The following is a 23,123-nucleotide window of genomic DNA, read 5'->3' as shown; positions in this document are numbered from 1 at the left end:
ACTTTTTATATTTTTAAGCACGAGGGTGAAATTTATTATAAACTTCTTTTATTTTTGATTTTGAAATTAAAGAAAGTAAATTTGTATTTAAATCTGTTTGATAACCTAACATTTCTTGAACAGCTCGAATATCTGCACCATTTTGAAGCATATGCTGCGCAAAAGATTGTCTTAGCGTATTTGGAGTAACAGGAAAGCCAGGATTAATTTTATCAGTGTATTCTCTTATTATTTTCCAACATCCTTGTCTTGTAAGTTTTTGCCCTCGCAAATTTAAAAAAGAGTATTTTCTCCATTTTTTGCTTTTCTTCCTTTTTCAATGTAATTTTTTAAGGCCTCAATTGCATGAGAGCCTATTGGAATAACTCTTTCTTTATTAGAGCGAATAACTACATAGCCATAAGAGAGATTCACATCTTCTAATTTTAAAGAAATAACTTCGGAGACTTTAAGTCCTGTAGCATAAAGTAATTCAATAAGAGCTTTATCTCTAAGTACTTTTTCATCATCACCAAAATCTAGTGAAAGTAACATATCTACCTGTTCAACTGTTAAAGTAGTAGGCGGCTTTTTTCTACTTTCGGGGTATTAATCATGTACGTTGGGTCTTCTTCTATTTTCTTTTTCATAAATAAATAATGATAAAAGGCTTTAAGAGAAGAAAGATTTCGAGAAACAGTTGCTTGTGATTTGCCTTTTTTCTTCAAATAGTAAAGATAATTTAATATTGTCGATTTTTTGACATTATAACAGTTTATTCCGATTTCTTCGAGATAATTTAAAAACTGGTTTATGTCTCTGTTATAAGATTCAAGAGTGTTTTTTGACAGTTTTTTGTTCTTTGTTAAAAAATCCAAAAACTCCCCAACCACATTATTTAACATATTCTTTACCCCTACAATTCTTGAATTTTTATAATAAATCCATTAATTATAAATATTCAACATAAATCGTCATTTTCCTTCTTTTATGGTGAAAAAATCGGTAAAAGTAATATATAAGGTGAAAGATAAGATTCTATCAAGCAGCCTATTAATATAACTAAAAACCCTGCATATACCATAAAAGTATAAGATACGAATTGTGATACTAATTCTTCTAAATAAAATTTGCGATTTTTCAAAAGATATAAAGAAAAATTAATAGCCGTTACAGATATAAACAAGATTCCTAATAAGATAAAAATATTTTGAGGCAAAATTCCCATCAATACGAGTAGTATCCCTTTTGTTTCAAATTCTTTTATCAAAACTCCAATAGAAAATCCTAAAATAAAACCTCTTATCCCCACAAGCAAAAATATAAAAGGAATCCCTATAATTGTAGCCCCTAAAATCCATAAAACAAAAACAGTGACAAAATTATTTAGAAGGGATTGTTTAAAAATTTGGGCAGAATTCAAGTCTACAGATTTTGCAATTTGATAAAATTTCGAAATATATCCTATTATTTGCTCCATCTGTATGTCAGTGAGGTTATTAACAGTAAAAGATCCTGCTGCTATTCCTATCATTAAAGACATTACAGCCAACACATACAATAAAAAATTATTTTTAATATGCAAATAAAGATTTCCTTTTAAAAACTTCAAGAATATTGCCCCCTATTTTTTATAAAGCTAATTTAAATTTATGATTCAAAAGGGGACAATATTCCTTTTAAGTTATAGTAACTTTGCCGTATATTCCTCCTCCTCCCGCTGAAACATCCAATTTCCCTTCTCTTCCTCTCAAAATATTTAATGCCTTTGAAGTTCCTATCACTTTCTCTAATTCTTCATAAGGTACATGATGCAAAGCATACAATTCACTTCCAAAGTAATTCACCAATTTTTCGATAGTCTTACCTCCAATATTAGGAATAAATTCTAAGGGAATTTGATAGACATATAAAGGTCTAAAAGGAGGATGTTTTGTATCATAATCTTTAATTTCCTCTATTCTGTCCTTTACACCTAAAACTATATTTGAACTTCCACATTTTAAGCATTTTTTTACAGGAGGTCCTTCCTTCGCAATATAGCCACAATCCAAGCAAAAAGTTCTGTGGTATTTCCCTAATTTAGGATTTAAGCCATAATTTTTTACAATTTCTCTTCCCTTTTCTCTTTTTATAGCCAACAAAATCTCCTCAAAATTTGCCTCTTTTATATCAAAAACATTAAACTCTCTGCCTATTTTTTCTAAAGAATGGGCATCTGAATTGGAAAGAAAAGTTTTATTTTGTAACTCCTCAATCTGATCAGCCATATCAGAGTCCGCGCTAAGGCCTAACTCTACTCCATAAATATATTGATAAAAATCTTTAAAGACATATTTAAGCCTATCAGTAGAACTGCCATAATAACTTTTAAAGGGAGTAAAAACATGGGCGGGAATCACAACCCCGCTGTATTTTTCTGCGATTTCAACAACTTGCACACTTGTAAGATTTACTCGTTGAGAGCTTAGATTTATATTTTTAATGTATTTAGAAATTTCTTGAGAAAACAAAGAAATACTCTCAATATCTCTAAAATAACAAGTTAAATGAGGAGAACCCTTTTCCTCTTTGCCAATTTCTATTTCACTGCCTAAAATCAAAGTAACTTTATTTTTATACCTAAGCCCTCCTTCTTCAAGGGAGAATAATATTCCTTCTTGTATATATTCTTTTAGCTCCTCCAAAATAAGCGGAGAAGCGCCATCTACAATGCCAACTATATCAATTCCCTTTAATATACTTTTTTCTAATATATTTAAAACAGTTAAATTTTTTGAGGCCGCAATTTTTACAGGAGCTCCTTTTATACTCCTTGCAACATGAACATGCAAATCTCCGTAAAATCTCATAAGCTACTCCTCATTTTTAAATAATATAAAATTCCAATTATCGTTTTAGAATCTTTTATTTGATTTTGTAAAATCATTTCCCACAATTCCTCTGGAGTATATTCATATAATTCTAAAAATTCGTCCTCATCAGGTTGAGCAGTGTATTTTTTTAAATCTTTTGCAAAATACAAATACATTTTTTCATTAGAAAAACCGGGAGTAGTATAAAAAGTAATCAAATGCTTTATAAAACTTGCTTCATAACCTGTCTCTTCTAATAACTCTCTTTTAGCACAAATCAAAGGGTCTTCACCCTTTTCTAATTTTCCTGCCGGTATTTCTAATAAAGACTCCTCTGCAGGTTTTCTATACTGTTTGACTAATAAAATCTTTCCTTCTTCATTAACTGCTACTATGGATACACCGCCAGGATGCTCAACTATTTCTCGCGTAGTAACTTTTCCATTAGGCAGTTTTACCTCATCTACTCTTAAATTTATTATTTTCCCTTCAAAAATCTTGTTGGTGTTAACTGTAACTTCTTTTTGTTCCAAAATTCATCTTCCTTTCTATGTATAATTTTAGCAATAAATACATACTATAGAAATGAGGTGAGAAATATGATTATAGTGGGAAACACTCTTTATTATGCTGGAAAATTTTCCACCCTATTATTTTTATTAAAGGAACTAAATAAAAAATACAAAACTTTAGGAGAAGTAATCAAATCAGTTTCGCACTAATTTAAAAGACACATAAAGGGCTGCAGCTCCACAAGCATTAAAAAAGTCTGGCTCACTTTCATAATTTCTTCCCATTGTTGTCAATTTAAGCCCAGATTCTTCTATATATCTTTTAGTAATGGAAGACTCCACAAATTCTATTGTAAATCGCGAAAATACTGGATTCGAAATTATTTGTTCTTTTATTATCTTCTCTTTTTCTCTTTCCATTGTAGGAAAAGTCAAAACACAGGAACTGTTACACAGCTCTAAAACAGTTATAGTATGGTGACTAATCCCTTGATGTCTCTGCCTTTTATCATTAAACCCTATTCTTGGGATAAGTACAGGCTTACCTCCTAATTTACTTGTAGCATCTATTATATGGGCTTGTTCTACCCCTGAAAACCCATATTTGGTTCCTGTGCCTACTATTCCCGGTCCCATCGTTACTATAACAACATCTGCTTTTAACACTTCCTTTGCACCTATCAAAGCAGTATAAATATTTACACATTCATAATCTCCTCCAAAAGCATGTCCAATTGTAACTGTTTTATCTATTATTCCCCTCTTTTTAAGCTCAAAAACTGTATTGCTGAAACTAATAGGCAGACATCCTCCATCTGTCATCACATATGTAATTTTAAGGTTAGGATTTGTACTTTTTAGCACTAAGGCTACAGGCGCTACCATACTGTGAAGTTCTCCAACTATTACAGGTAAATCTTCTAAACTTTCAAACTCTTCAAAAGCAGTATGATAAGGACTGTTTTGCTCCTCCATAGTCAACACATTTATCTGAAAAGGCGTATATCTCAATTTCATAATATGCCCATTTCCCACAGCATCGTATTCAGAGTATTTGAGATTTACAACTATAAAGTCATAGCCACCTGTCCCAAGATTTAAAAGGCGAGCAGTTCGGTTTACATAAACTTTATCTCCTACTTCTATTTTACCAGTTATATCGTCATAATTTAAAGCTAACGCCTTTTCTCCCTCTGACTCAACTTCCACAACAGTTATACCTTCTCTTTGTGCAACAATTTTACTTACTTTAGCTAAATAAACGCTAATCACATTATCTTTCTCCTTTTCTTCCTAACATATCGAGGTAATTTAAGACTTTATTTTTTTCGATTAAAGCAGTTAAAGAATATTTTTCTGTAAAAATATGTAATAAAATTAGCAACGCCAATATTATCAACCTGCCATATAAATCAAAAATAAGAATACTGCTTATTCCCAAAGACATTCCTAAAACATTTGATCCAGTGTCCCCCATCATCACATTTGCTTTTAAATCTTCTGGAAAATACACTAAAAGAATCATAGTCAGCAAGACTAAGAAATGGGGATGGGTTTTCCCGATTATTAGAAAAATTAAAGAAATAACCAAAAAAGTTTTTCCGCATCTTCCAGGTCGCAAGTCTACAAGGTTTAAAAAATTCGTAAAAAGTGCAATTATCAAGGTATTTATTATCAATTCCTCTATATTATTTTTTCCAACATTAAAACTCACATAAAAAGCAATTAAAATTCCTGATAAAGCCTTTAAACTGCCTGTAGTAGGCTTTCCTTTTAAAAGCATAGTTATATGACCCTTTAACCCTCTTACACTTCTGTCTCCTAATACATCATCTATAAAACCGACAAAAGAAATCAGTGATAAGCTCAATAAAATTACCTCTTGATATTCTATTCTAACTCCAAATAAATTGAGAAGTACAATTGACACAAATAAAGCAGGAACAAATACAATACCACCACAAACAGGTATCATAACTTTTTTATAGTTTTCCTTCAAACACAAAGGCTTGTTAATAATGCTATAAAAAAGCTTTTTTGTTATAACTGTCATTATTAAAGGAATTAATATTTTAGTCCAAAACACTATCTCACCTGCTATTCTTTAATATTCTTTGAAAACAACTTATACACTAATACTTTTAGTATATCCCAAAACTGCTTACCTCTGTGCAGGAAGCCTTTCAAGTTTCTCCCTGTAACAGAGTGCGTCATATTCACTTCTACTTCTTTTATTTTATACCCTTTCTTTAATATATCTATTGTCATACCAACTTCTATTCCAAAACCTTTATAAAAAGTTTTTAAACTCTCTAAAACCTCTTTTTTAAAAGCCCTTTGACCTGACAAGACAGATTCAATTTCATATCCTGTAAAGTATTTTACTCCTTTTCTGGCTAAAGTTTTAACAAAGCCAAATCCAGCTTTTATATTTGTCTTTGGAAATTTAGCAATTGTAACATCTGCTTTTCCCTCAAGAACAGGCAATATAAGTTTTTTGACTTCTCGTGACAAAAGACCTACATCTGCATCTAAAAAAACTATCACATCATTTTTTGCATATTTCAAGCCTTCTTTTAAAGCTGTCCCTTTGCCAACATTTCTCTTCATATTGACTATTTTAGCTCCTGCTTTTCTTGCCTTTTCAGCAGTACTATCAGTTGAGCCATCATTTATTACGATGACTTCATCAACTTCTTCAACATCTTTTAATCCCTTTATGGTATCAATTATTCTTTCTTCTTCATTGTAAGCAGGTATCAATACACTAACTTTTTTATTCATCTATCTACCCTCACTTTTTAGAATTAGCAGAGGAATTATGTGTAGAATTGTCAGTATTCATAAAAGAATCTGGCATTAAGCTCATTGCACTTTGCTTAATTCCATAATTTCCTTCTTTACCCTCCATTACCATTATAAGCGACGTCTGCCCTATTATATCCTCCACATTATCTATTGTGGAAATATGCTGTTTTTTATACGCATCAATATAGGAATATTTAGTATCACTTTGTTCAACACCTACAATAGGAACATTAAGTAGCTTCACTTGTTTTATAATGGGAATATCTATAGAAGCTACATTATTATCTTTATTATTACTTCCTCCAGCTATAATTACAAAATCTGTATTACCTGGAATCCCTGTAAAATCTATATAACCATTTGTCTTTAAATAATTAATAAGGTCCACATCCTGACCTGTTACAATTGCATTAGCTAATTTTGAAACTACAAATTCATTCAAATGCTTTTCGTCTACTGTAACTCCATATTTATTAGAAAGGAAGTTTATTAAATTTTGCACTTCCAATTCATCGCCAGTATCAAAACTGTCTTTTATAACAGTAATCGACTCAATAGTAGCTCCTGCCTTTAAAAGAGCATTTCTCATGCCAGAATATATAAACTCATTTGTAGTTTCAATAATCGCTACTTTCACTCCCGTTAATCTATCAGCTACTAACTCAGGAAAAATAATTTGATGATATTGATTGTAATACCCTATCTGTTTATTTAACTCTTGAACAGTGTTTTTTAAATTATTATTTTCTGTTTGTAAATCCTTAAACTTTTGTTCTAACTCGTTTATAATTGCAGTTTGTTGCTCTGAAAAAACTTTTTGGCCATCTAACATAAAACCTATAAAAATTCCAATTCCTAAAGCAATAAAAATAGAAGCAATTGTCAAAACATAGTATTTAATATTTATATTCATAGAAAGTCCTCCTCAAAATCCGATTAAAAGGCGAATTCTAAGTTGTAATAGTTTCAATAGCTGCTGCATAGGTGGTGAAAAATACGCTATTACTCCAAGAGGAATCAATGCTGCCAGTATAATGCTAAATATATAAGAAATTTTAAAAGTTTCTCTGTACAGCTTATTTACTCCTTTGGCATCGATTAATTTTTCTCCTACTTTTAATCGCACTAAAAAAGTGCTGGACATTCCTTTTCTCCCTTTTTCCAGAAAATCAATCATGCTGGAATGGGTCCCTACAGCCACAATTAAGTCAGCACCTTTTTCAAAAGCCAAAAGCATAGCTATATCTTCACTTGTACCTGGAGCCTTAAAAATTTCCGCTTTAAGGCCTAATGCCGTTACTCTTTCCAAGCCCGGCGCTCTTCCGTCGGGATAGGCATGAACAATAATTTCCTTAGCCTTTTTTAAAGCCTCATCGCTTACACTGTCCATATCTCCAATGACTATGTCAGGAACAAGGCCAAACTCTAAAAGAGCATCTGCCCCTCCATCTACCCCTATTAAAATCGGTTTTACATCGTTAATATACTGTTTTATTGTAAACAAATCTTCTTTGTAATCCTTTCCTCTAACAACCACAAGAGCATGTCTATTTTTAAAACGAGTTTTAGTATTAGGTAATTCAACACCACCCAAAATAAAATATTTTTCTTTTTTTGCATATTCCAATGTATTTTCAATAAATTTATCTAATTCAACACCTATGTTTTCGCGACTTTCCTGCAATTTATAGTTTATAACGTCCTTTGTAAGAAGTTTCCCGCTTTTTATAAACACACCATCTTTATATATTTCATTATCTATTATAGTGATTTTGTCATTTTCTTTCAACAAATCAAAAATATCCTTCCCAACATCGTCAATAATTGGAATTCCAGCCTCACATAAAATAGAAGGCCCCATGTTAGGATATCTGCCACTTATAGACTTATCAGCATTTATGACTGCCAAAACTTTTTTTCAACTAAGGATTCAGCAGCCACTTCATCTATATCTCTATGGTCAATTATAGCTATTTCTCCAGAATTTAGTCTTTTTACTAAATTTTTAGTTCTTTTATCCATTTTAATTGTACCTGTTATTTGCATACAAGCTTCCTCCATAAAGTAACATCCCATTGTTTATTATTATAGCATAAAAAATTTTTACATGAAATAAAAAGTCAACATGTCAATCACATAAAATATGCCCTCTATTTGTTTTTTTAACAAACAGAGGACATAACTTATTTGTCGCCGTGAAAATTCAATATTTATCGCCCTATTTTATGTTTGTTGCCCTTTTGAAATGGGAGGTTAAAAAAGAGAAAGCAGGTATCTACCCCTTTTACCCCGCTTTCATCCCCAACCTCAATTTATCAGCAATAAGCGCGATGAATTCTGAGTTTGTCGGCTTACCTTTTTCGTCATTTATAGTATATCCAAAAAGTTCATTTAAGACTTCTGTTTTGCCCCTGCTCCAAGCAACTTCTATTGCATGCCTTATAGCTCTTTCTACTCTGCTAGGAGTAGTATTGTACTTTTCAGCAATTTTAGGATATAACATTTTAGTTACAGAATTTAAATACTCCATATTGCTAATAACAAGAGAAATAGCATCTCTTAGATACATATAGCCTTTTATATGAGCTGGTACTCCTACCTCATGAATAATTTCTGTAATCATTGCTTCAAGGTCATAATTTTTCTTCGCTTTTACCACAGGAAATACAGTCTTTGATACTACATCTAATTCAGGCTCCATAAGCTCAGAAATCCTTTTTGACAACATAGCTAAATCAAAAGGTTTTAAAATATAATAATCTGCCCCTAATGCAATAGCCCGTTGAGTTATTTTTTCTTGGCCTACTGCAGATAAGACTAAAATTTTAGGCTTTTTTAATTGTTCTTCATTTATCTTTTCCAAAACACCAATGCCATCTAAATATGGCATTATAATATCTAAAATTAACAAATCTGGCGGTTGATTTTTAATGAGTTCAATCGCTTGGTTGCCGTCATTGGCAACACCAACCACTTCAATATTTTCTTGAGTAGATAAATACTCAGCTAAAATAGTAGCAAATTCTTTGTTATCATCTGCTATCCCTACTCTAATCTTCTTAACCAATTATTTAACCTCCCATTGCTAATATTAGTATATAATATTTATTCTACATAATAATTGAATTTCCTTCTTTTCCCTTAAAAATTTTTAGTTATTTGTAAAAACCTGCTTATTATTAAGTAGAGTATTCATTTCATTAATCATCCATTCTGCATAAACAGCATATCCTTTTGTAGGGTCATTCACAAAAACGTGAGTAACTGCTCCTACCAGTTTTCCATCTTGTATAATAGGACTACCACTCATACCCTGTATTATGCCTCCAGTCTTTTTTAATAAATTCTTGTCAACAATTTTAATTATCATACTTTTAGGGCTAGGAGTTTCTTGATACGCTTTTTTGATAATTTCAATATCAAATTGCTGTATACCTGTATTATCAATGGTAGCCAATATTTTAGCTGGCCCTTCTTTTATTTGGCTTTGATATGCTATAGGAATCTCGCCATACAAATCGTTCTTAAAGTCTTCATACATATTCCCGTAAATTCCAAATTCAGTGTTTTTTAATATATTCCCTATTGTATCAACTTCTTCTAAAAAAATCCCTTTTAATTCCCCAGGTTTACTTCTTCTTCCTTGGTCAATAGAAGTAATTCGAGAATTCATAATCTCTCCATTTTCTACTGATAACATGTGACCAGTATCTATATCAGTTATAGCATGACCTAAAGCTCCATACATCTTGCTAGTAGGATAATAAAAGGTTAAAGTACCTATACCAGCAGTGTGGTCTCTCACCCAAAGACCTATTCTGTATTGTCTATCCTCTTTTGACTTTATAGGATAAATCGTAGTATAAAAGATATTATTTTTTCTATTTATTTTTAACTTTAAGGCTTTTCCCTGTAATTCATTTGCAATTTGTGTAATGTCTTCTGCTTGCTTTATTTCTATGCCGTTGACTTCTAATATTATATCTCCTATCTGTATTTTCCCTTGCTTATAAGGACTATAAATTTTACCGTCCTCCCCCATTATATCTGAATAGCCTACTACTAATACTCCCTTTGTATTTAACTTGACCCCTATCGCTTGGCCGCCCGGTACTACTTTTATTGTCGGAACGATGTCAACACTGATATGCTTTATAGGAAATATTCCAAAGAGCTTAAAATCCAAATTTACTGTGCCTGTGTTTACCGCTTCTATAGTAATAGGTTCTTTCAAATTTAAAACATTTTTATCTTCTGTCTCATTAATTTTTAAAAAACCTTTTTTATCAGCTTGAAAACTTACTTTTATTGGTATATTAAAGTTATAATTAACTTTTTCACCTTGAAAAAATTTAAAACTTGAGGGAGTTTTCGCTATATCTTGTATAGGAGTAAAATAATTTGCAAATACTAAAAAAAGCTTAAGGATATAAAAAGTAGCAATTTTACCGTATTTTTTGTCATTCTCTCACTTCCTTTTTGCAGCTTATTTTAATCTAAAATTAACTTAACCTTTTTTAAAGCTTTATATACTGTCAATATATTATCCGATAGTAAAAGGAAGTGAGATTAAACTAAAATATTAAATTTTGCTTTTAAATTGAGATGCAATATCTAATAATTCTTTTGAATGTTCTAAAGTAGTCTGAGTAACATGTGATCCTCCCATAATACGAGCTAATTCATTTATTTTACCTTGATAGTCAAGTTTTTCCACATTTATATAAGTTCTTTCATTTTTTGTAATTTTGGAGATTCGATAATGTGTATCTGCCATAGAAGCGATTTGAGGTAAATGAGTCACACAAATCAATTGATGTTTTTTAGAAAGATATGCCATTTTTTCAGCTACTAATTGGGCAGTTTTCCCGCTTATTCCTGTATCAACTTCGTCGAAAATCAAAGTGGAAATTCCATCTGCGGAAGCGAGAATAGTTTTTAATGCCAGCATAATTCTCGAAAGCTCGCCACCAGAAGCAATTTTAGACAAAGGTTTTAAAGGCTCTCCTATATTTGTAGAAATTAAAAATTCAATTTTATCAAATCCTGTTTCAGTAGGTTCTTCCATTTTTTCTATATTCACTTTAAAATAAGCATTTGGCATATTAAGTTCAACTAAAATTTGATTTATATTTTTTTCTATATTATCTGCTATTTGCTTCCTTTTGAGATGTAATGCTTCACCAACTTCTAAAATTTTTTCCCATAACTTTTGCTGCTTAAGCTTCAATTCTTCTTGCTTTTCTTCAAAATTTAATATATTCTCTAATTCTCTTTTTTTATTTTCTTTAAATTCTAAAATATGCTGTATTGTAGGTCCATATTTTCTTTTCAAGGAATTTATTTGATCTAATCGTATTTCTATTTCCTCTAAACTTTGCTGGTTAAAATCTAAGCCATTCAAGTAATCCCGTACCTGTAAAGCACAATCCTCTAATTCATAGAGAATATTCTCCAGCTTATCTTTTAACCCTTTAAGCTTTTCATCTATAGAAAAGGCTGTTTCTAAATTTTTTATTACAACATGTAAATTATCTAAAACAGAAAAGCTCCCACTACCTTCGTACAAAATTTTGTAACTAGAATTCATAGCAGTAAATAATTTTTCGAAATTCATAAGCAAATTTCTTTTTTCTAACAACTGTGTTTCCTCTTCTACGCTCAAATTCGCCTTTTCAATCTCTTCAATTTGATACTTCAAAAGATCAATTGTTTCATTCTTTTCTTTTTCATCTTTAAAAAAACTTGAAATCTCATTTTGTATCTTTCTATATTCTTCTAACAGCTCTTTAAATTTTTCTTTTAAACTTTTAAACTTTTGGTCACCAAAATTATCTAAAATAGAAAGATGTTTTGTATTGTCTAAAAGAAACTGATGCTCATGTTGACCTAAAATATCTACCAAGAAAGCACCTATTTTACTCAAAAAAGAAAGAGGCACTATTCTGCCATTTATCCTACAATAACTTCTTCCACTGCTTGTAATTTCTCTATTTATTATCAAAGTATCATCCTCTTCTAAGCTCAAACCTACTTCTTCTAAAATTTCTACAATTTTATCCTTGTTAGAATCCACAAAAAATATTCCTTCTACGATAGCTTTTTCTTCACCAGTACGTATTATATCTCTACTGGCTCGACTACCTAAAAGCAGCAAAACCGAGTCTATAACTATAGATTTCCCTGCTCCTGTTTCTCCAGTTAATGCATTGAATCCTTCTTCAAATTGTATTTCTGCCTTGTCAATAAGTGCAACGTTTTGGATGCTAAGTGCTAAAAGCATAACAAAACCCCCAAAAATCACTTAACTAACTTTCTGAATTTCTCCAATAGCTCTTGAACAGCTTCTTCATTTCTCACTAAAACAAAAATGGTATTGTCACCTGCTAAAGTTCCAACTATATCTTTCCAATTTAATGTATCAATCGCCTCTGCTGCTGCGGGAGCTGTGCCTGATAACGTTTTTATAGCTATGATATTTCCAGCATAATCCACGCTCACTATAGACTCAGATAATAAAGTCATTAGTCTCTCTGTAATATGGCTATCTACTTTTCCCATCGGGGCGTATTTATATCTTTTTCCATCCTCTGTTAAAACTTTTATCAGTCTCAATTCTTTTATATCTCTTGACACAGTCGCTTGAGTCACATCAATACCTTGTTTTTGAAGTTCAGCTGCTAACTCTTCCTGTGTTTCAATTTCTTTTTCAGATATTATTTCAAGAATTTTAGCGTGTCGAGCTATTTTCATCATAGTAATCTTCACCTCTTTTACTTTTTATCTTTCTGTAAGTTTGTCCCTCAATAAGTCAAAAAAATTGGTATTTTTTACTTTTATAAGATTGGTATATTCATTGCTTTTTTTAATGTAAATTATATCTCTATAATCAAGTTTATATCCCTGTTGTCCGTCGGTTGTTATCATTAAATCTTGATTCTCTTCGCTTATTTCCAACCTGAGGACATCCTCTCGTGAAACTATTATAGACCTTGAATATAAAGTATGGGGACATATAGGTGTTATTATTATAACTTCTACTGTAGGATATACAATAGGACCTCCTGCTGAAAGTGAATAAGCAGTTGAACCAGTAGGAGTTGCAATTATTACTCCATCTGCTAAATAAGTATCTACATAGTTATTATTGACATAGGTATTTATACGAGCCATTCTTGAAAAAGCTCCTCTTGTAATGACAATATCATTCAAAGCTCTAAAATTAATAATCTCCATATCATTTTTAACTACATTTGCCTCTAGCATCATCCTTTTTTCTACTGTATATTCTCCTTTATATATTTTATCTAAAGAAACAAACACCTCATTTACATCTACTTCCGTAAGAAATCCAAGATGACCTAAATTCACGGCAAAAATAGGCGTGTCAAAAGGCGCACAAAGCCTTGCAACATTTAAAATAGTACCATCTCCACCTAAAGCAATTATAAAATCGCATTTACTATATATATCTGTAGATTTTCTACCGTATTCATCATAACCCATTTTAGACGCAACTATTTCGTTAAGATATGGTTCAGAACCATGCTCCAATAGCCATTTTACTACAGATTTTGTCACTTCTAAGTCTTTATCTTTATTAATATTTGGAATTACACCGACTTTTTTCATTATAATATCACCACATTTATCATATTCTACAAAAAAACAAATTTTCCTGCTACAAATTTTTAAATGCCTCTTTTACAATTTTCGTAATGTCAAAATTGTGTTGCTTTTCAATTCCCTTTTTGCCGTAAATTAAATATTCTATATTGCCTTCTGCCCCTTTTATAGGAGAATAGGTAATACCTATTATACCGTAGTTAAACTTTTGAAACAAAGTCACAATTTTTTCAATCACTTCCCTATGAACGGCCGGGTCTCTCAGGACGCCTTTTTTACCTACTTTTTCTCTCCCTGCTTCAAATTGAGGTTTTATTAAAGCTATCAAATCTCCCTCTGGTTTTAAAAATTTATCTGCAGAAGGTATAACAAGTTCAAGGGAGATAAAAGAAACGTCTATTGTGATCATGTCCACTATTTCAGGCAATGTCTCTAAAAATCTTATATTAGTCTTTTCCATGTTTATGACCCGAGGGTCATTTCTTAAACTCCAATCCAATTGCCCGTATCCTACATCTACAGCATATACTTTCAAAGCACCGTGTTTTAAAAGACAGTCAGTAAAACCTCCTGTGGAAGCTCCAATGTCTAAGGCAATCTTGCCAGTCACATTAATATTAAACGTTTCTATCGCTTTTTGTAACTTTAGCCCACCTCTACTTACATAAGGTAAAGAATTAGTTTTTACTTCAATTGAAGATTCTATGTTGACAAACTCTCCAGCTTTTTCAATTTTCTTGCCATCAACATATACTTCTCCTGCCATAATAGAAGCTTTTGCTTTTTCTCTTGAGGAGAAAAAACCTTTTTGAACAAGCAAAACATCCAATCTTTCTTTTTTGAAGCCATATTTACCTCATTTCCTTATATTTTTGTAGTATAGTATTTGCGATAGACTCGGCATCTAAATTGTATTTTTTAAACAAGTTTTCCACATCTCCGTGTTCAATAAATTTATCAGGAAACCCTAAACGCAAAACTGGCTTATATATTCCATTAGAATTTAAAAGCTCGAGTATAGCGCTTCCAACACCACCAGCTATGACATTGTCTTCCACTGTAACAATAAATTTAACTTTGTTTGAGATATCCAAAATCAGCTCTTCATCTACAGGTTTGACAAATCTCAAATTGACAATAAAGGGTTGCAAATCAGAAGCTTTTAAAATTTCTTTTGCTTCTAACACCTTTCCTACCATTCTTCCTAATGCAAAAATTGCTATTTCTGTTCCTTCAGAAATTAACTCTGCCTTTCCAAACTCTATACTGCATTCTCTTGTAATATCGAATTCTCCTGCTTTTCCCCTTGGATACCTTATGGCAACAGGGAAGTCAAGATTTCTTGATAATTTAACCATTTCAACTAATTCATTGGCATCTTTAGGAGACATAATCGCTATATTAGGTATAGGCCTCAAATATGATAGGTCAAAAACTCCTTGATGGGTTTCTCCATCCTCTCCTACAATTCCCGCTCTATCAATTGCAAAAACAACAGGTAATTTTTGTATACATACATCGTGTATAAGCTGGTCATAAGCTCTTTGTAAAAAGGTAGAATACACTGCAAAATAAGGTTTATATCCTTGTACTGCCATTCCTGCTGCAAAGGTAGTAGCATGCTGCTCTGCTATTCCTACATCAAAAAATCTTTCAGGAATCAATTTTGCAAAATGAATAAGCCCTGTTCCCTCTGGCATGGCAGCAGTTATTGCAACAATTTTGTCATCTTTTAATGCCATTTCAGTAAGAGTCTTCCCAAATACATCAGAATAAGTCGCCTGCCCCTCATTTACAAACTTACCTGTTTGTATGTCAAAAGGAGCTGCAGAATGAAATTTATCAGGAAATTTTTCTGCAAATTTATAGCCTTTGCCTTTTTTTGTGATAACATGTACTAAAATAGGTCCTTTTATTTTCTTTGCTCTTTCTAAAACCTCTATTAGGCTATCAACGTCATGTCCGTCAATAGGTCCTAAATATGTAAAGCCCATCTCTTCAAAAAACATTCCTGGCACTACTAACTGTTTTACAGAATCCTTAATTCTTTCAATGTATTTATGAAGGCTTTTTCCTATTGGAGGTACAATATTGAGTAAATTATCAACCTCTTGTTTTAATTTGTTGTAAGTAGGGTCAGTTCTAAGTTTACTTAAATACAAAGATAAACTACCTACGTTTTCCGAAATAGACATCTCATTGTGATTTAGCACGACAATCAAATCTGTTTTAGACCTTCCTGCATTATTTAATGCTTCAAAAGCCATGCCACCTGTCAAAGCTCCATCACCGATTACCGCTACAACAGAATATTTTTCACCCTTTAAATCTCTTGCCTTGGCAATACCCAATGCTGCAGATATAGAGGTGCTACTGTGACCTGCTCCAAATATATCATGCACACTTTCCGTTCTTTTAGTATAACCAGAAAGGCCATTGAATTTCCTTAAAGTATCAAACTGGTCTTTCCTACCTGTAATTATTTTATGTACATAACATTGATGCCCAACATCCCAAATTATTTTGTCAACAGGTGAATTAAAAACATAGTGAAGTGCAACTGTAAGTTCAACAATTCCAAGGTTTGAAGCTAAATGCCCACCTGTTTTAGACACCTTTTCTATTAAAAACTGGCGTATTTCTTCACAAAGCAGTGGAAAGTCCTTTTTGTCAATTTTTTTAAATCATAAGGGCTGTTAATTTGTTCTAACATTTAAAACCCTCACTTTCTTTTTTTCCTTTTATTATTTTTATAATCGGGCAAAATCTTTATACCCGTGTTTTTTTCTATCCAAGCAAAAATTACAGCAACTGTATAAACAATAGACTGGCTTTTAGCTATACCTATATTTTTACCAATAGCTTTTCCTCCAATTGTAATGGCAGATAATAAACCTCCTAAAATCGCAGTATAAATAGAACCTTTGGGTCCCTCAAAAGCTAATTTTACAATTATTGCCATCAGAGCAGCACCAGAAACAATTCCAGAAATATCTCCTACTACGTCATTGCAAAAATTAGCCACAATATTAGCATTTCTAAGAAGTTTTATGGCTTCCTTTGCTCCAAATACTTTTTTAGCCGCCATTGCATGAAAAGGTTCTTCTCTGCCTGAAATTACTGCTGTACCTATTATATCAAAAATTATACCAATTAACACTATAAAACCAAGAATACAAAAGGCTACAAGGAGATTGCTCTCTTTTAATGCAACATCAGAAAAAAAATTTAATATAGTGGCAAGAAAAAAGGTTATAATAGTTATATGTAAAATCCACTTATAATTCGTATTTATGTTTTTATTTTTCATAATAAAAAAAGACCTCCTACATGTATAAAGGCAAAGTGGTAGCATATTGGGTAAACTTTGCGGCTTAGGTCCAGTAGGATTTCCCAAGCGTGCACTGAACGTCGCCGTTCAGCGGTTCCCCTTTAAGCCCGCTTTTACCTTGTCGCCAAAGGTAAGACTGGACTACCACTTAGTCCGCACCGTAATCCCCAATATGCCGCCCGGCAAGGCGCAGCCTAGGAGTTTTCCTCAACAGAGGGACTAACCCCTATCCTCTTTTGCAATTCGGGTTTCATCAGCAATAGCCAGTAATTCAAGAGCTCTTTGAATTATGGCTTACAACTGATATCCACCCGAATCACTCAAGGCAGGCTACACTGTCCGCAGCTTTATGGCCGCGAGACAGGTTCATCCTACCCCGTAGCCTGTAAAAGCCACGCAAGTAGGTCTCCGCGGAGGAAGGGTCAACGCCCACATGCCATTGTGGATCGCCCCCCTCCTTAACTCCCAGCACCAGCCCCCAACTGGGCGTTGAAAGCCAGCACCAGGAACTTCATCGATGTGCCCTTGACGGATTTTTAGGCCCGTCTTCGGGATTAGCGCCTCTGACTAGGATACTGCACCACTTTGCCTTTCTTTTCAAGGTATATTAATTATAACATAATAAAAATGACAATATCAAACCTCTACAAAGTCTGTAGAAGGTTGCTACAGTCATTTAACTGTCAAAAAACTCATTTCTTTCAAAAAGCATTGTCAATACTCCCTTAAGCTTTAGTTTACTCTTTCAATCAAATAATTGGAAAGCTCTTTTAAAAACTCTGCTTTTTCTCCAAACCTATCTAAAATCTTTATAGCATTCTGTGTAAGCTCTACAACCATCTCTTGAGATTTTTCTAATCCAAAAATATTGACAAAAGTAAACTTGCCTTTTTCTTTATCACTACCTACTTTTTTACCCAATTTTTCCTCTTCTCCTATTACATCCAATATATCATCTTTTATTTGAAAAGCAAAACCTATTAAGCGTGCATATTCCCTTAAGGCATGAATCTCTTCTTCTGTAGCACCAGCGATGTAAGCTCCTGCGCAAACAGAGGCTTCTATCAAAGCTCCTGTCTTGTGTTCATGCATAAATTTTAATTCTTCATAAGTAAGCTCCGTATTCTGGGATAGTATATCTACAACTTGCCCACCAATAATTCCTTTACATCCTGAGGCTGTCGCAATTTCATTGGTAGCTTTCAATATTCTTTCATAATCTTCAGGATGTTCTAAAGCATGTCTTACTAACACTTCATACCCTAAATTTAAAAGCCCATCGCCAGCTAAAATTGCTATAGCTTCCCCATAAACTTTGTGATTCGTGGGCTTTCCTCTTCTTAAATCATCATTATCCATTGCTGGAAGGTCATCGTGAATCAGAGAATAAGTATGAATAAGTTCAATCGCACAAGCTACAGGAAGAGCTTTTTTTATATCTCCTCCTAAAAGCTCACAAGAAGAAAGGCATAAAACTGGTCTTAACCTTTTCCCTCCCGCAAACACACTATATCTCATTGCTTCATAAATTATCTCTGGTTTTTCATCTATATCAAGTATTCTGTGTAGTTCTTTCTCAACAAGCTGTTGTTTTTCTCTTAACTTTTCTTTAAACATCCTTTTCCTCCTCTTTAAAATCAATTTCTTCATTTTCGTTGATGAGAAGGGTTATCTTTCCTTCAACCTCACTTAACCTTTTTTCTAATCTCTTAGAAATTTCAACACCTTCTTTAAACAAGTTAAAAGACTCTTCCAACCTTAAATTTCCTTTTTCTAGTGTATTTACAATTTCTTCTAATCTCATCATTTCTTCTTCAAAAGTCAATTCCTCATTCATTCTCTTTCACCTCTTGTACAATCGCTTTAGCTTTGCCATCTTTAAATAAAATTTTTATTTCATCATAAGGTTTTATATCTTTCACAGAAGAAATAACTTTTTCTTGCTTATCTAAAACAATTGTATAACCTCTTGTAAGTACTTTTAAAGGACTTAAAGAATTCAACTTTTCTGCTAAAATTAAAAAATCATTTCTTTTATGTTGGTATATAGAAAGCATTTCATTGTATAAAGAGGCTGTTAAATTTTCAACTTTATGCCTTAAAATTTCACTTTTCTTAGTGGGGCTATTAAGATACAAAGCCCTTTTAAGCCCTTCAAATTCTTTTTTCTTGCGATTTAATTCAGCAGTCATCAATGTTAATAATTTCGTTTTTAATAAAAACAATTCCCTTTGGTAAACTTTTATGTCTGGTACTACAATTTCAGCAGCTGCAGAAGGGGTAGGAGCTCTCAAATCCGCCACAAAATCAGAAATAGTAAAGTCTGTCTCATGGCCTACAGCAGAAACAACTGGTATGCGAGATGCATAAATACATCTTGCCACTTTTTCTTCATTGAAAGGCCAAATTTCTTCTAATGAACCTCCACCCCTTGCTAAAATAATTACATCAATGTCTTCCCTTTTGTTCAAAATTCGAAGAGCATTACATATTTCATCGGCGGCTGAGCTTCCTTGCACCAAAACAGGAACCACTAAAATGTCTACTGTTGGATTTCTCCTTCTCGAAATTGTTATTATATCTCGTATTACAGCCCCTGTTGGAGAAGTCACCACAGCAATTTTTTTAGGATGTTTAGGGATAGGTTCCTTTTTATCAGAATCAAAAAGTCCTTCTTTTTCCAGTTTCTCTTTAAGCTTATTAAAAGCAAGGTATAAAGCCCCAATACCCTCCGATTGAATAGACTGCACATAAAGCTGATAAGTACCGCTTTTTTCATAAACTGTTATTCTACCTGTAGCAATCACCGACATACCGTCCTGCAAAGTAAAATTTAAAAGTCTACTATATTCATTAAACATCACACACTTTAAAGAAGCTACTTCATCCTTTAAAGTAAAATATATTCCAGTGCTGTGATATTTTAAATTAGAGATTTCTCCTCTTACTCGGACATTTCTCAAAATTATATCATTGTCCATCATTCTCTTGATATAGTCCGTTATCTCACTGACGTTAAGTGCTTTTAATTGCATATTTAAAAGCCTCCAGGGTGTTTTTAAGTATCATAGCTGTCGTCACAGGCCCAACTCCTCCTGGAACTGGTGTTACATAAGAACACAAGTCTTTTACAGATTCAAAATCTGCGTCTCCATATATATTTCCATCGTAAACGTTTATACCTGCATCTATAAGAATTGTCCCTTCTTTAATCATATCTCCCTTTACCAAATTCATTTTTCCGGCTGCCAACACTAAAATGTCTGCTTGTTTAGTATAATAAGCCAAATCTTTTGTCTTTGAATGGCATACCGTAACTGTACAATTTTTATCCAATAAAAGCTTAGCTACAGGTTTTCCTAAAATATTGCTTCTGCCTATTACAACTGCGTGTTTTCCCTCAAATTGAGTATCAATACTTTCTAGAATATGTAAAATTGCTTTGGGAGTACAAGGAACAAAAAGAGGTTTTCCAGCAAAAAGCCTTCCCATATTATAATTAGATATGCAATCAACGTCTTTATAAGGATTTAGCGTATCGTATACCAATTCAGCATTAAAGTTTTTAGGAAGAGGCATTTCTATCATTATGCCGTGGGTATTTTTATCTTCATTTAAAAACTTTAAGGTGTCAAAAAACTTCGACTCTTCACTTTCTGAAAAATAATAGATTTCAGCCTCAATCCCCACATTTTCACAAGCTTTAACTTTAGAGTTTGCATAAACTTTTGAAGACTCATCATTTCCAGCCATCAAAATCGCTAATCTGGGCTTGTAACCAAACTCCATTATCTCTCTTTTTACCTCTTCTCTTATCTTTTTAGAAATCTCCTTACCATCAATTATCATTTGATTTACCTTCCTCCAATCCTTTATCCCTTACAAACGCTCCCAACAAACCGTTTATAAACACATGAGAATCTTCTGTACTGTATTTTTTAGCTATTTCTACTGCTTCGTTTATAGAAATATTTACAGGAATATTCCCGTATTGCATCTCATAAATGCTGCACCTTAAAATAGCCAAATCTATTTTTGGCATGCGGTTAAGAGCCCAATTTTGAGAGTATCTTTCTATTTCCTTATCAATTTCCTCTAAATGTTCAATAGCCCCTATTACGGTATTTTCTATGTACTCTTTTTGCTCGCCTGGGTCGTTTTCCTTATAAAAATTCTCAAATATTTTGCTTATAGGTAGCCTTGAAACGTCGTATTGATAAAGCATTTTTACAACCCATTCCCTGGCTTCTGTTCTGTTCATTGTCCCAACTCCTTGAATTTTACTTCTTACATATATTGTACCATAACTCTACTTAAACTAACCCTCTGTCTAGCAGAGGGTTAGTTTAAGTAGATATTTTAATTTTCCTCTTCTCTAACTTGCTGTTGTTTTTTATTTTCCTTATCCATATTTACCCCTTGAACGTGAATATTGACTTCAACAACTTTTAATCCTGTCATATTTTCCACAGCATTTTTAACATTTTCTTGTACATTCCAAGCTACTTCAGGAATTCTAACTCCATAATCTACAATTAAGTACAAATCTATTGATACTTCTTTTTCTCCCACCTCTACTTTTACACCTTTGCCTAGATTCTTTCTTCCTAACATTTCAGAAAGTCCGTTTACGACTCCCCCGCTCATTCCAGCCACTCCAGGTACTTCCGTTGCCGCCAAACCTGCAATTACACTAACTACTTCTTCAGAGATTTTAATAGTTCCTAACTCTTGATTTTCATTTGCATTTACATTTTCTTCCATAAATTTCACCCCCTTAAAAAGCAAAAATTTTTAGAGAAAATAAATATTTGTCAAATAAATTATATCATAATTGTAGTTACAAAAACAATTAAGTTTTCTTATTCCAGTCTCGTCATAATTTTTATATTATCTAATGAGACTCCTGTCTGCCTTGAGACAATTTCTACAATTTGTGCCACTTCTTCTTCTGACAGTTTATCTGCCTGTACAATTACATTTACTATGCCATTATCTATCATCACAACTGCATCTTGAAACCCCTTAGCTTTTATCAAATTTTCTATTATCATCTCTTGATTTGTTATTTCTGTAAGTTTTATTATTTGCCTTTGAGCTTCGTCTCTTGTCGCTTCACTGGTATTTTTATTTTCTACTATTTCTTTTAAAGCATCAATACTTCTACTCCTATTTATTTCTCTTTCTTCTCTATAAGTAGTAAATATTCCAGTGAAAAGTTTATCTTTTTCTGTACTAGTTTCTTTTGCAGAAGAAGTACTTGTTTGAATAACTTGCGAATTCTGACTGTACTCATTTTTAGCAGCTTCTTCTTTTTTATTGGTATACCCATAGTTTAAAACAAAAGCAATAGCAATTAGCAAGACAAGGGATATAATCGCTATAAGCTTTTTTCTCATATAGACCATAAAAACTCCTCCCCACTCTTATTTTGAAGATATTACCTTTACTTTATAGGCAGGAATCCCTAAAGCAGTTTGAACTGCCGAAGAAAGTTCGTATCTTAATCTTGGATCTTTTGCTCCATCAGCAACTACAATCACTCCCCTTATTTCCGGCATTATTCTTTTTAATACAATAGGAGCATTTTGCCCAGAGGTATCTTGAGAGGTAACTACTCTGTTGTTTGATTCTGTTTGAATGGTTTCTCGTATTCCTCCACTACTATCTTTTTCATTTGTAGTAGTACTGGATTCTACTACATCCATTGCCGCTACTACCTCTTCATCTGAATTTAGTGTTATGAGGACCTCAACATTTCCCACCCCTTCAATTTTTGACAATATATTTTTTAAATCCTTTTCTAATTTTTGAGCATAATCTTCACTACTACTTTCTTTTTGAGCTAATACCAATTCTTTGTTATCGTTGTTATTTGAAGGGCGAGGTTTTGAAAGAGCACTCGCACCTATTAACAAAATTAAACCTATTAAAAAGATAACAGTCAAATTCTCAACCAACTTTTTATTATCTTTTAAAAGCTTATCTTTAAGTTTATCAAAATCCACTCAA

Annotated in this window: 21 protein-coding genes and 4 pseudogenes; all 25 read right to left on the bottom strand. The window is 32.5% G+C overall.

The window, feature by feature from the left end:
* Positions 1-13: 13 nt before the first annotated feature.
* Positions 14-884: pseudogene (locus tag OEI98_RS15290) on the bottom strand (site-specific tyrosine recombinase).
* 83 nt (positions 885-967) lie between these two features.
* Positions 968-1,591, bottom strand: a complete 624-nt coding sequence (gene spoIIM, locus OEI98_RS06575) for a stage II sporulation protein M (RefSeq protein WP_003871246.1) — start codon at positions 1,589-1,591, stop codon at positions 968-970.
* Between the two features lie 67 nt (positions 1,592-1,658).
* A complete protein-coding gene (locus OEI98_RS06570; protein WP_003871245.1) occupies positions 1,659-2,831 on the bottom strand; it encodes an endonuclease Q family protein in 1,173 nt (390 codons plus the stop codon).
* Entirely contained in the window at positions 2,828-3,367 is a 540-nt protein-coding gene (locus tag OEI98_RS06565) for an NUDIX hydrolase (protein ID WP_003871244.1), read from the bottom strand. Before OEI98_RS06565 ends, OEI98_RS06570 begins: the two co-directional genes overlap by 4 nt.
* A gap of 174 nt (positions 3,368-3,541) precedes the next feature.
* A complete protein-coding gene (locus tag OEI98_RS06560; RefSeq protein WP_003871242.1) occupies positions 3,542-4,618 on the bottom strand; it encodes a DUF3866 family protein in 1,077 nt (358 codons plus the stop codon).
* Position 4,619: 1 nt separating this feature from the next.
* Complete coding sequence (locus OEI98_RS06555; RefSeq protein ID WP_003871241.1) at positions 4,620-5,432, bottom strand: UDP-N-acetylmuramyl pentapeptide phosphotransferase; 813 nt, start codon at positions 5,430-5,432, stop codon at positions 4,620-4,622.
* Positions 5,433-5,443: 11 nt separating this feature from the next.
* Positions 5,444-6,130 (bottom strand): glycosyltransferase family 2 protein, encoded by a 687-nt coding sequence (locus OEI98_RS06550; protein ID WP_266040341.1) that lies wholly within the window; start codon positions 6,128-6,130, stop codon positions 5,444-5,446.
* A gap of 10 nt (positions 6,131-6,140) precedes the next feature.
* On the bottom strand, positions 6,141-7,067 hold the full coding sequence (locus tag OEI98_RS06545; RefSeq protein ID WP_003871239.1) for a copper transporter: 927 nt from the start codon (positions 7,065-7,067) through the stop codon (positions 6,141-6,143).
* 12 nt (positions 7,068-7,079) lie between these two features.
* Positions 7,080-8,200 (bottom strand): annotated as a pseudogene (gene steA / locus OEI98_RS06540) (putative cytokinetic ring protein SteA).
* Positions 8,201-8,438: 238 nt separating this feature from the next.
* A complete protein-coding gene (gene spo0A / locus OEI98_RS06535) occupies positions 8,439-9,221 on the bottom strand; it encodes a sporulation transcription factor Spo0A (RefSeq protein ID WP_003871237.1) in 783 nt (260 codons plus the stop codon).
* Positions 9,222-9,305: 84 nt separating this feature from the next.
* A pseudogene (gene spoIVB, locus OEI98_RS06530) lies at positions 9,306-10,618 on the bottom strand (SpoIVB peptidase).
* A gap of 118 nt (positions 10,619-10,736) precedes the next feature.
* On the bottom strand, positions 10,737-12,437 hold the full coding sequence (gene recN, locus OEI98_RS06525) for a DNA repair protein RecN (RefSeq protein WP_074592504.1): 1,701 nt from the start codon (positions 12,435-12,437) through the stop codon (positions 10,737-10,739).
* 17 nt (positions 12,438-12,454) lie between these two features.
* On the bottom strand, positions 12,455-12,907 hold the full coding sequence (locus tag OEI98_RS06520) for an arginine repressor (protein WP_416237349.1): 453 nt from the start codon (positions 12,905-12,907) through the stop codon (positions 12,455-12,457).
* A gap of 27 nt (positions 12,908-12,934) precedes the next feature.
* Positions 12,935-13,786, bottom strand: a complete 852-nt coding sequence (locus OEI98_RS06515) for an NAD(+)/NADH kinase (protein ID WP_003869847.1) — start codon at positions 13,784-13,786, stop codon at positions 12,935-12,937.
* A gap of 49 nt (positions 13,787-13,835) precedes the next feature.
* Complete coding sequence (locus tag OEI98_RS06510; protein WP_266040336.1) at positions 13,836-14,609, bottom strand: TlyA family RNA methyltransferase; 774 nt, start codon at positions 14,607-14,609, stop codon at positions 13,836-13,838.
* A gap of 22 nt (positions 14,610-14,631) precedes the next feature.
* Positions 14,632-16,493, bottom strand: a pseudogene (dxs, locus tag OEI98_RS06505) (1-deoxy-D-xylulose-5-phosphate synthase).
* A gap of 9 nt (positions 16,494-16,502) precedes the next feature.
* Positions 16,503-17,090 (bottom strand): hypothetical protein, encoded by a 588-nt coding sequence (locus OEI98_RS06500; protein WP_004396358.1) that lies wholly within the window; start codon positions 17,088-17,090, stop codon positions 16,503-16,505.
* A 753-nt stretch (positions 17,091-17,843) separates the two neighbouring features.
* Positions 17,844-18,728: a polyprenyl synthetase family protein gene (locus OEI98_RS06495; protein WP_003869843.1), complete on the bottom strand. Its 885-nt coding sequence runs from the start codon at positions 18,726-18,728 to the stop codon at positions 17,844-17,846.
* On the bottom strand, positions 18,721-18,948 hold the full coding sequence (gene xseB, locus OEI98_RS06490; protein ID WP_003869842.1) for an exodeoxyribonuclease VII small subunit: 228 nt from the start codon (positions 18,946-18,948) through the stop codon (positions 18,721-18,723). The genes OEI98_RS06495 and xseB overlap by 8 nt, the downstream gene beginning before the upstream one ends.
* On the bottom strand, positions 18,941-20,146 hold the full coding sequence (xseA, locus tag OEI98_RS06485) for an exodeoxyribonuclease VII large subunit (protein WP_003869841.1): 1,206 nt from the start codon (positions 20,144-20,146) through the stop codon (positions 18,941-18,943). Before xseA ends, xseB begins: the two co-directional genes overlap by 8 nt.
* On the bottom strand, positions 20,127-20,960 hold the full coding sequence (locus tag OEI98_RS06480) for a bifunctional 5,10-methylenetetrahydrofolate dehydrogenase/5,10-methenyltetrahydrofolate cyclohydrolase (protein ID WP_004396359.1): 834 nt from the start codon (positions 20,958-20,960) through the stop codon (positions 20,127-20,129). The genes xseA and OEI98_RS06480 overlap by 20 nt, the downstream gene beginning before the upstream one ends.
* Positions 20,950-21,372: a transcription antitermination factor NusB gene (gene nusB / locus OEI98_RS06475; protein ID WP_004396360.1), complete on the bottom strand. Its 423-nt coding sequence runs from the start codon at positions 21,370-21,372 to the stop codon at positions 20,950-20,952. The genes OEI98_RS06480 and nusB overlap by 11 nt, the downstream gene beginning before the upstream one ends.
* Before the next feature lie 98 nt (positions 21,373-21,470).
* Positions 21,471-21,875, bottom strand: coding sequence for an Asp23/Gls24 family envelope stress response protein (locus OEI98_RS06470; protein WP_004396361.1), 405 nt, complete (start codon positions 21,873-21,875; stop codon positions 21,471-21,473).
* Between the two features lie 98 nt (positions 21,876-21,973).
* A complete protein-coding gene (locus OEI98_RS06465; protein ID WP_003869837.1) occupies positions 21,974-22,519 on the bottom strand; it encodes a SpoIIIAH-like family protein in 546 nt (181 codons plus the stop codon).
* A gap of 18 nt (positions 22,520-22,537) precedes the next feature.
* Positions 22,538-23,119 carry a stage III sporulation protein AG gene (spoIIIAG, locus tag OEI98_RS06460; RefSeq protein ID WP_003869836.1) on the bottom strand — a complete coding sequence of 194 codons (582 nt, stop codon included), beginning with the start codon at positions 23,117-23,119 and terminating at the stop codon, positions 22,538-22,540.
* Positions 23,120-23,123: the final 4 nt, after the last annotated feature.

The organism is Thermoanaerobacter sp. RKWS2 (assembly GCF_026240795.1).
GTDB classification, from domain to species: domain Bacteria; phylum Bacillota; class Thermoanaerobacteria; order Thermoanaerobacterales; family Thermoanaerobacteraceae; genus Thermoanaerobacter; species Thermoanaerobacter ethanolicus.
This window is presented reverse-complemented; position numbering and strand designations above follow the sequence as displayed.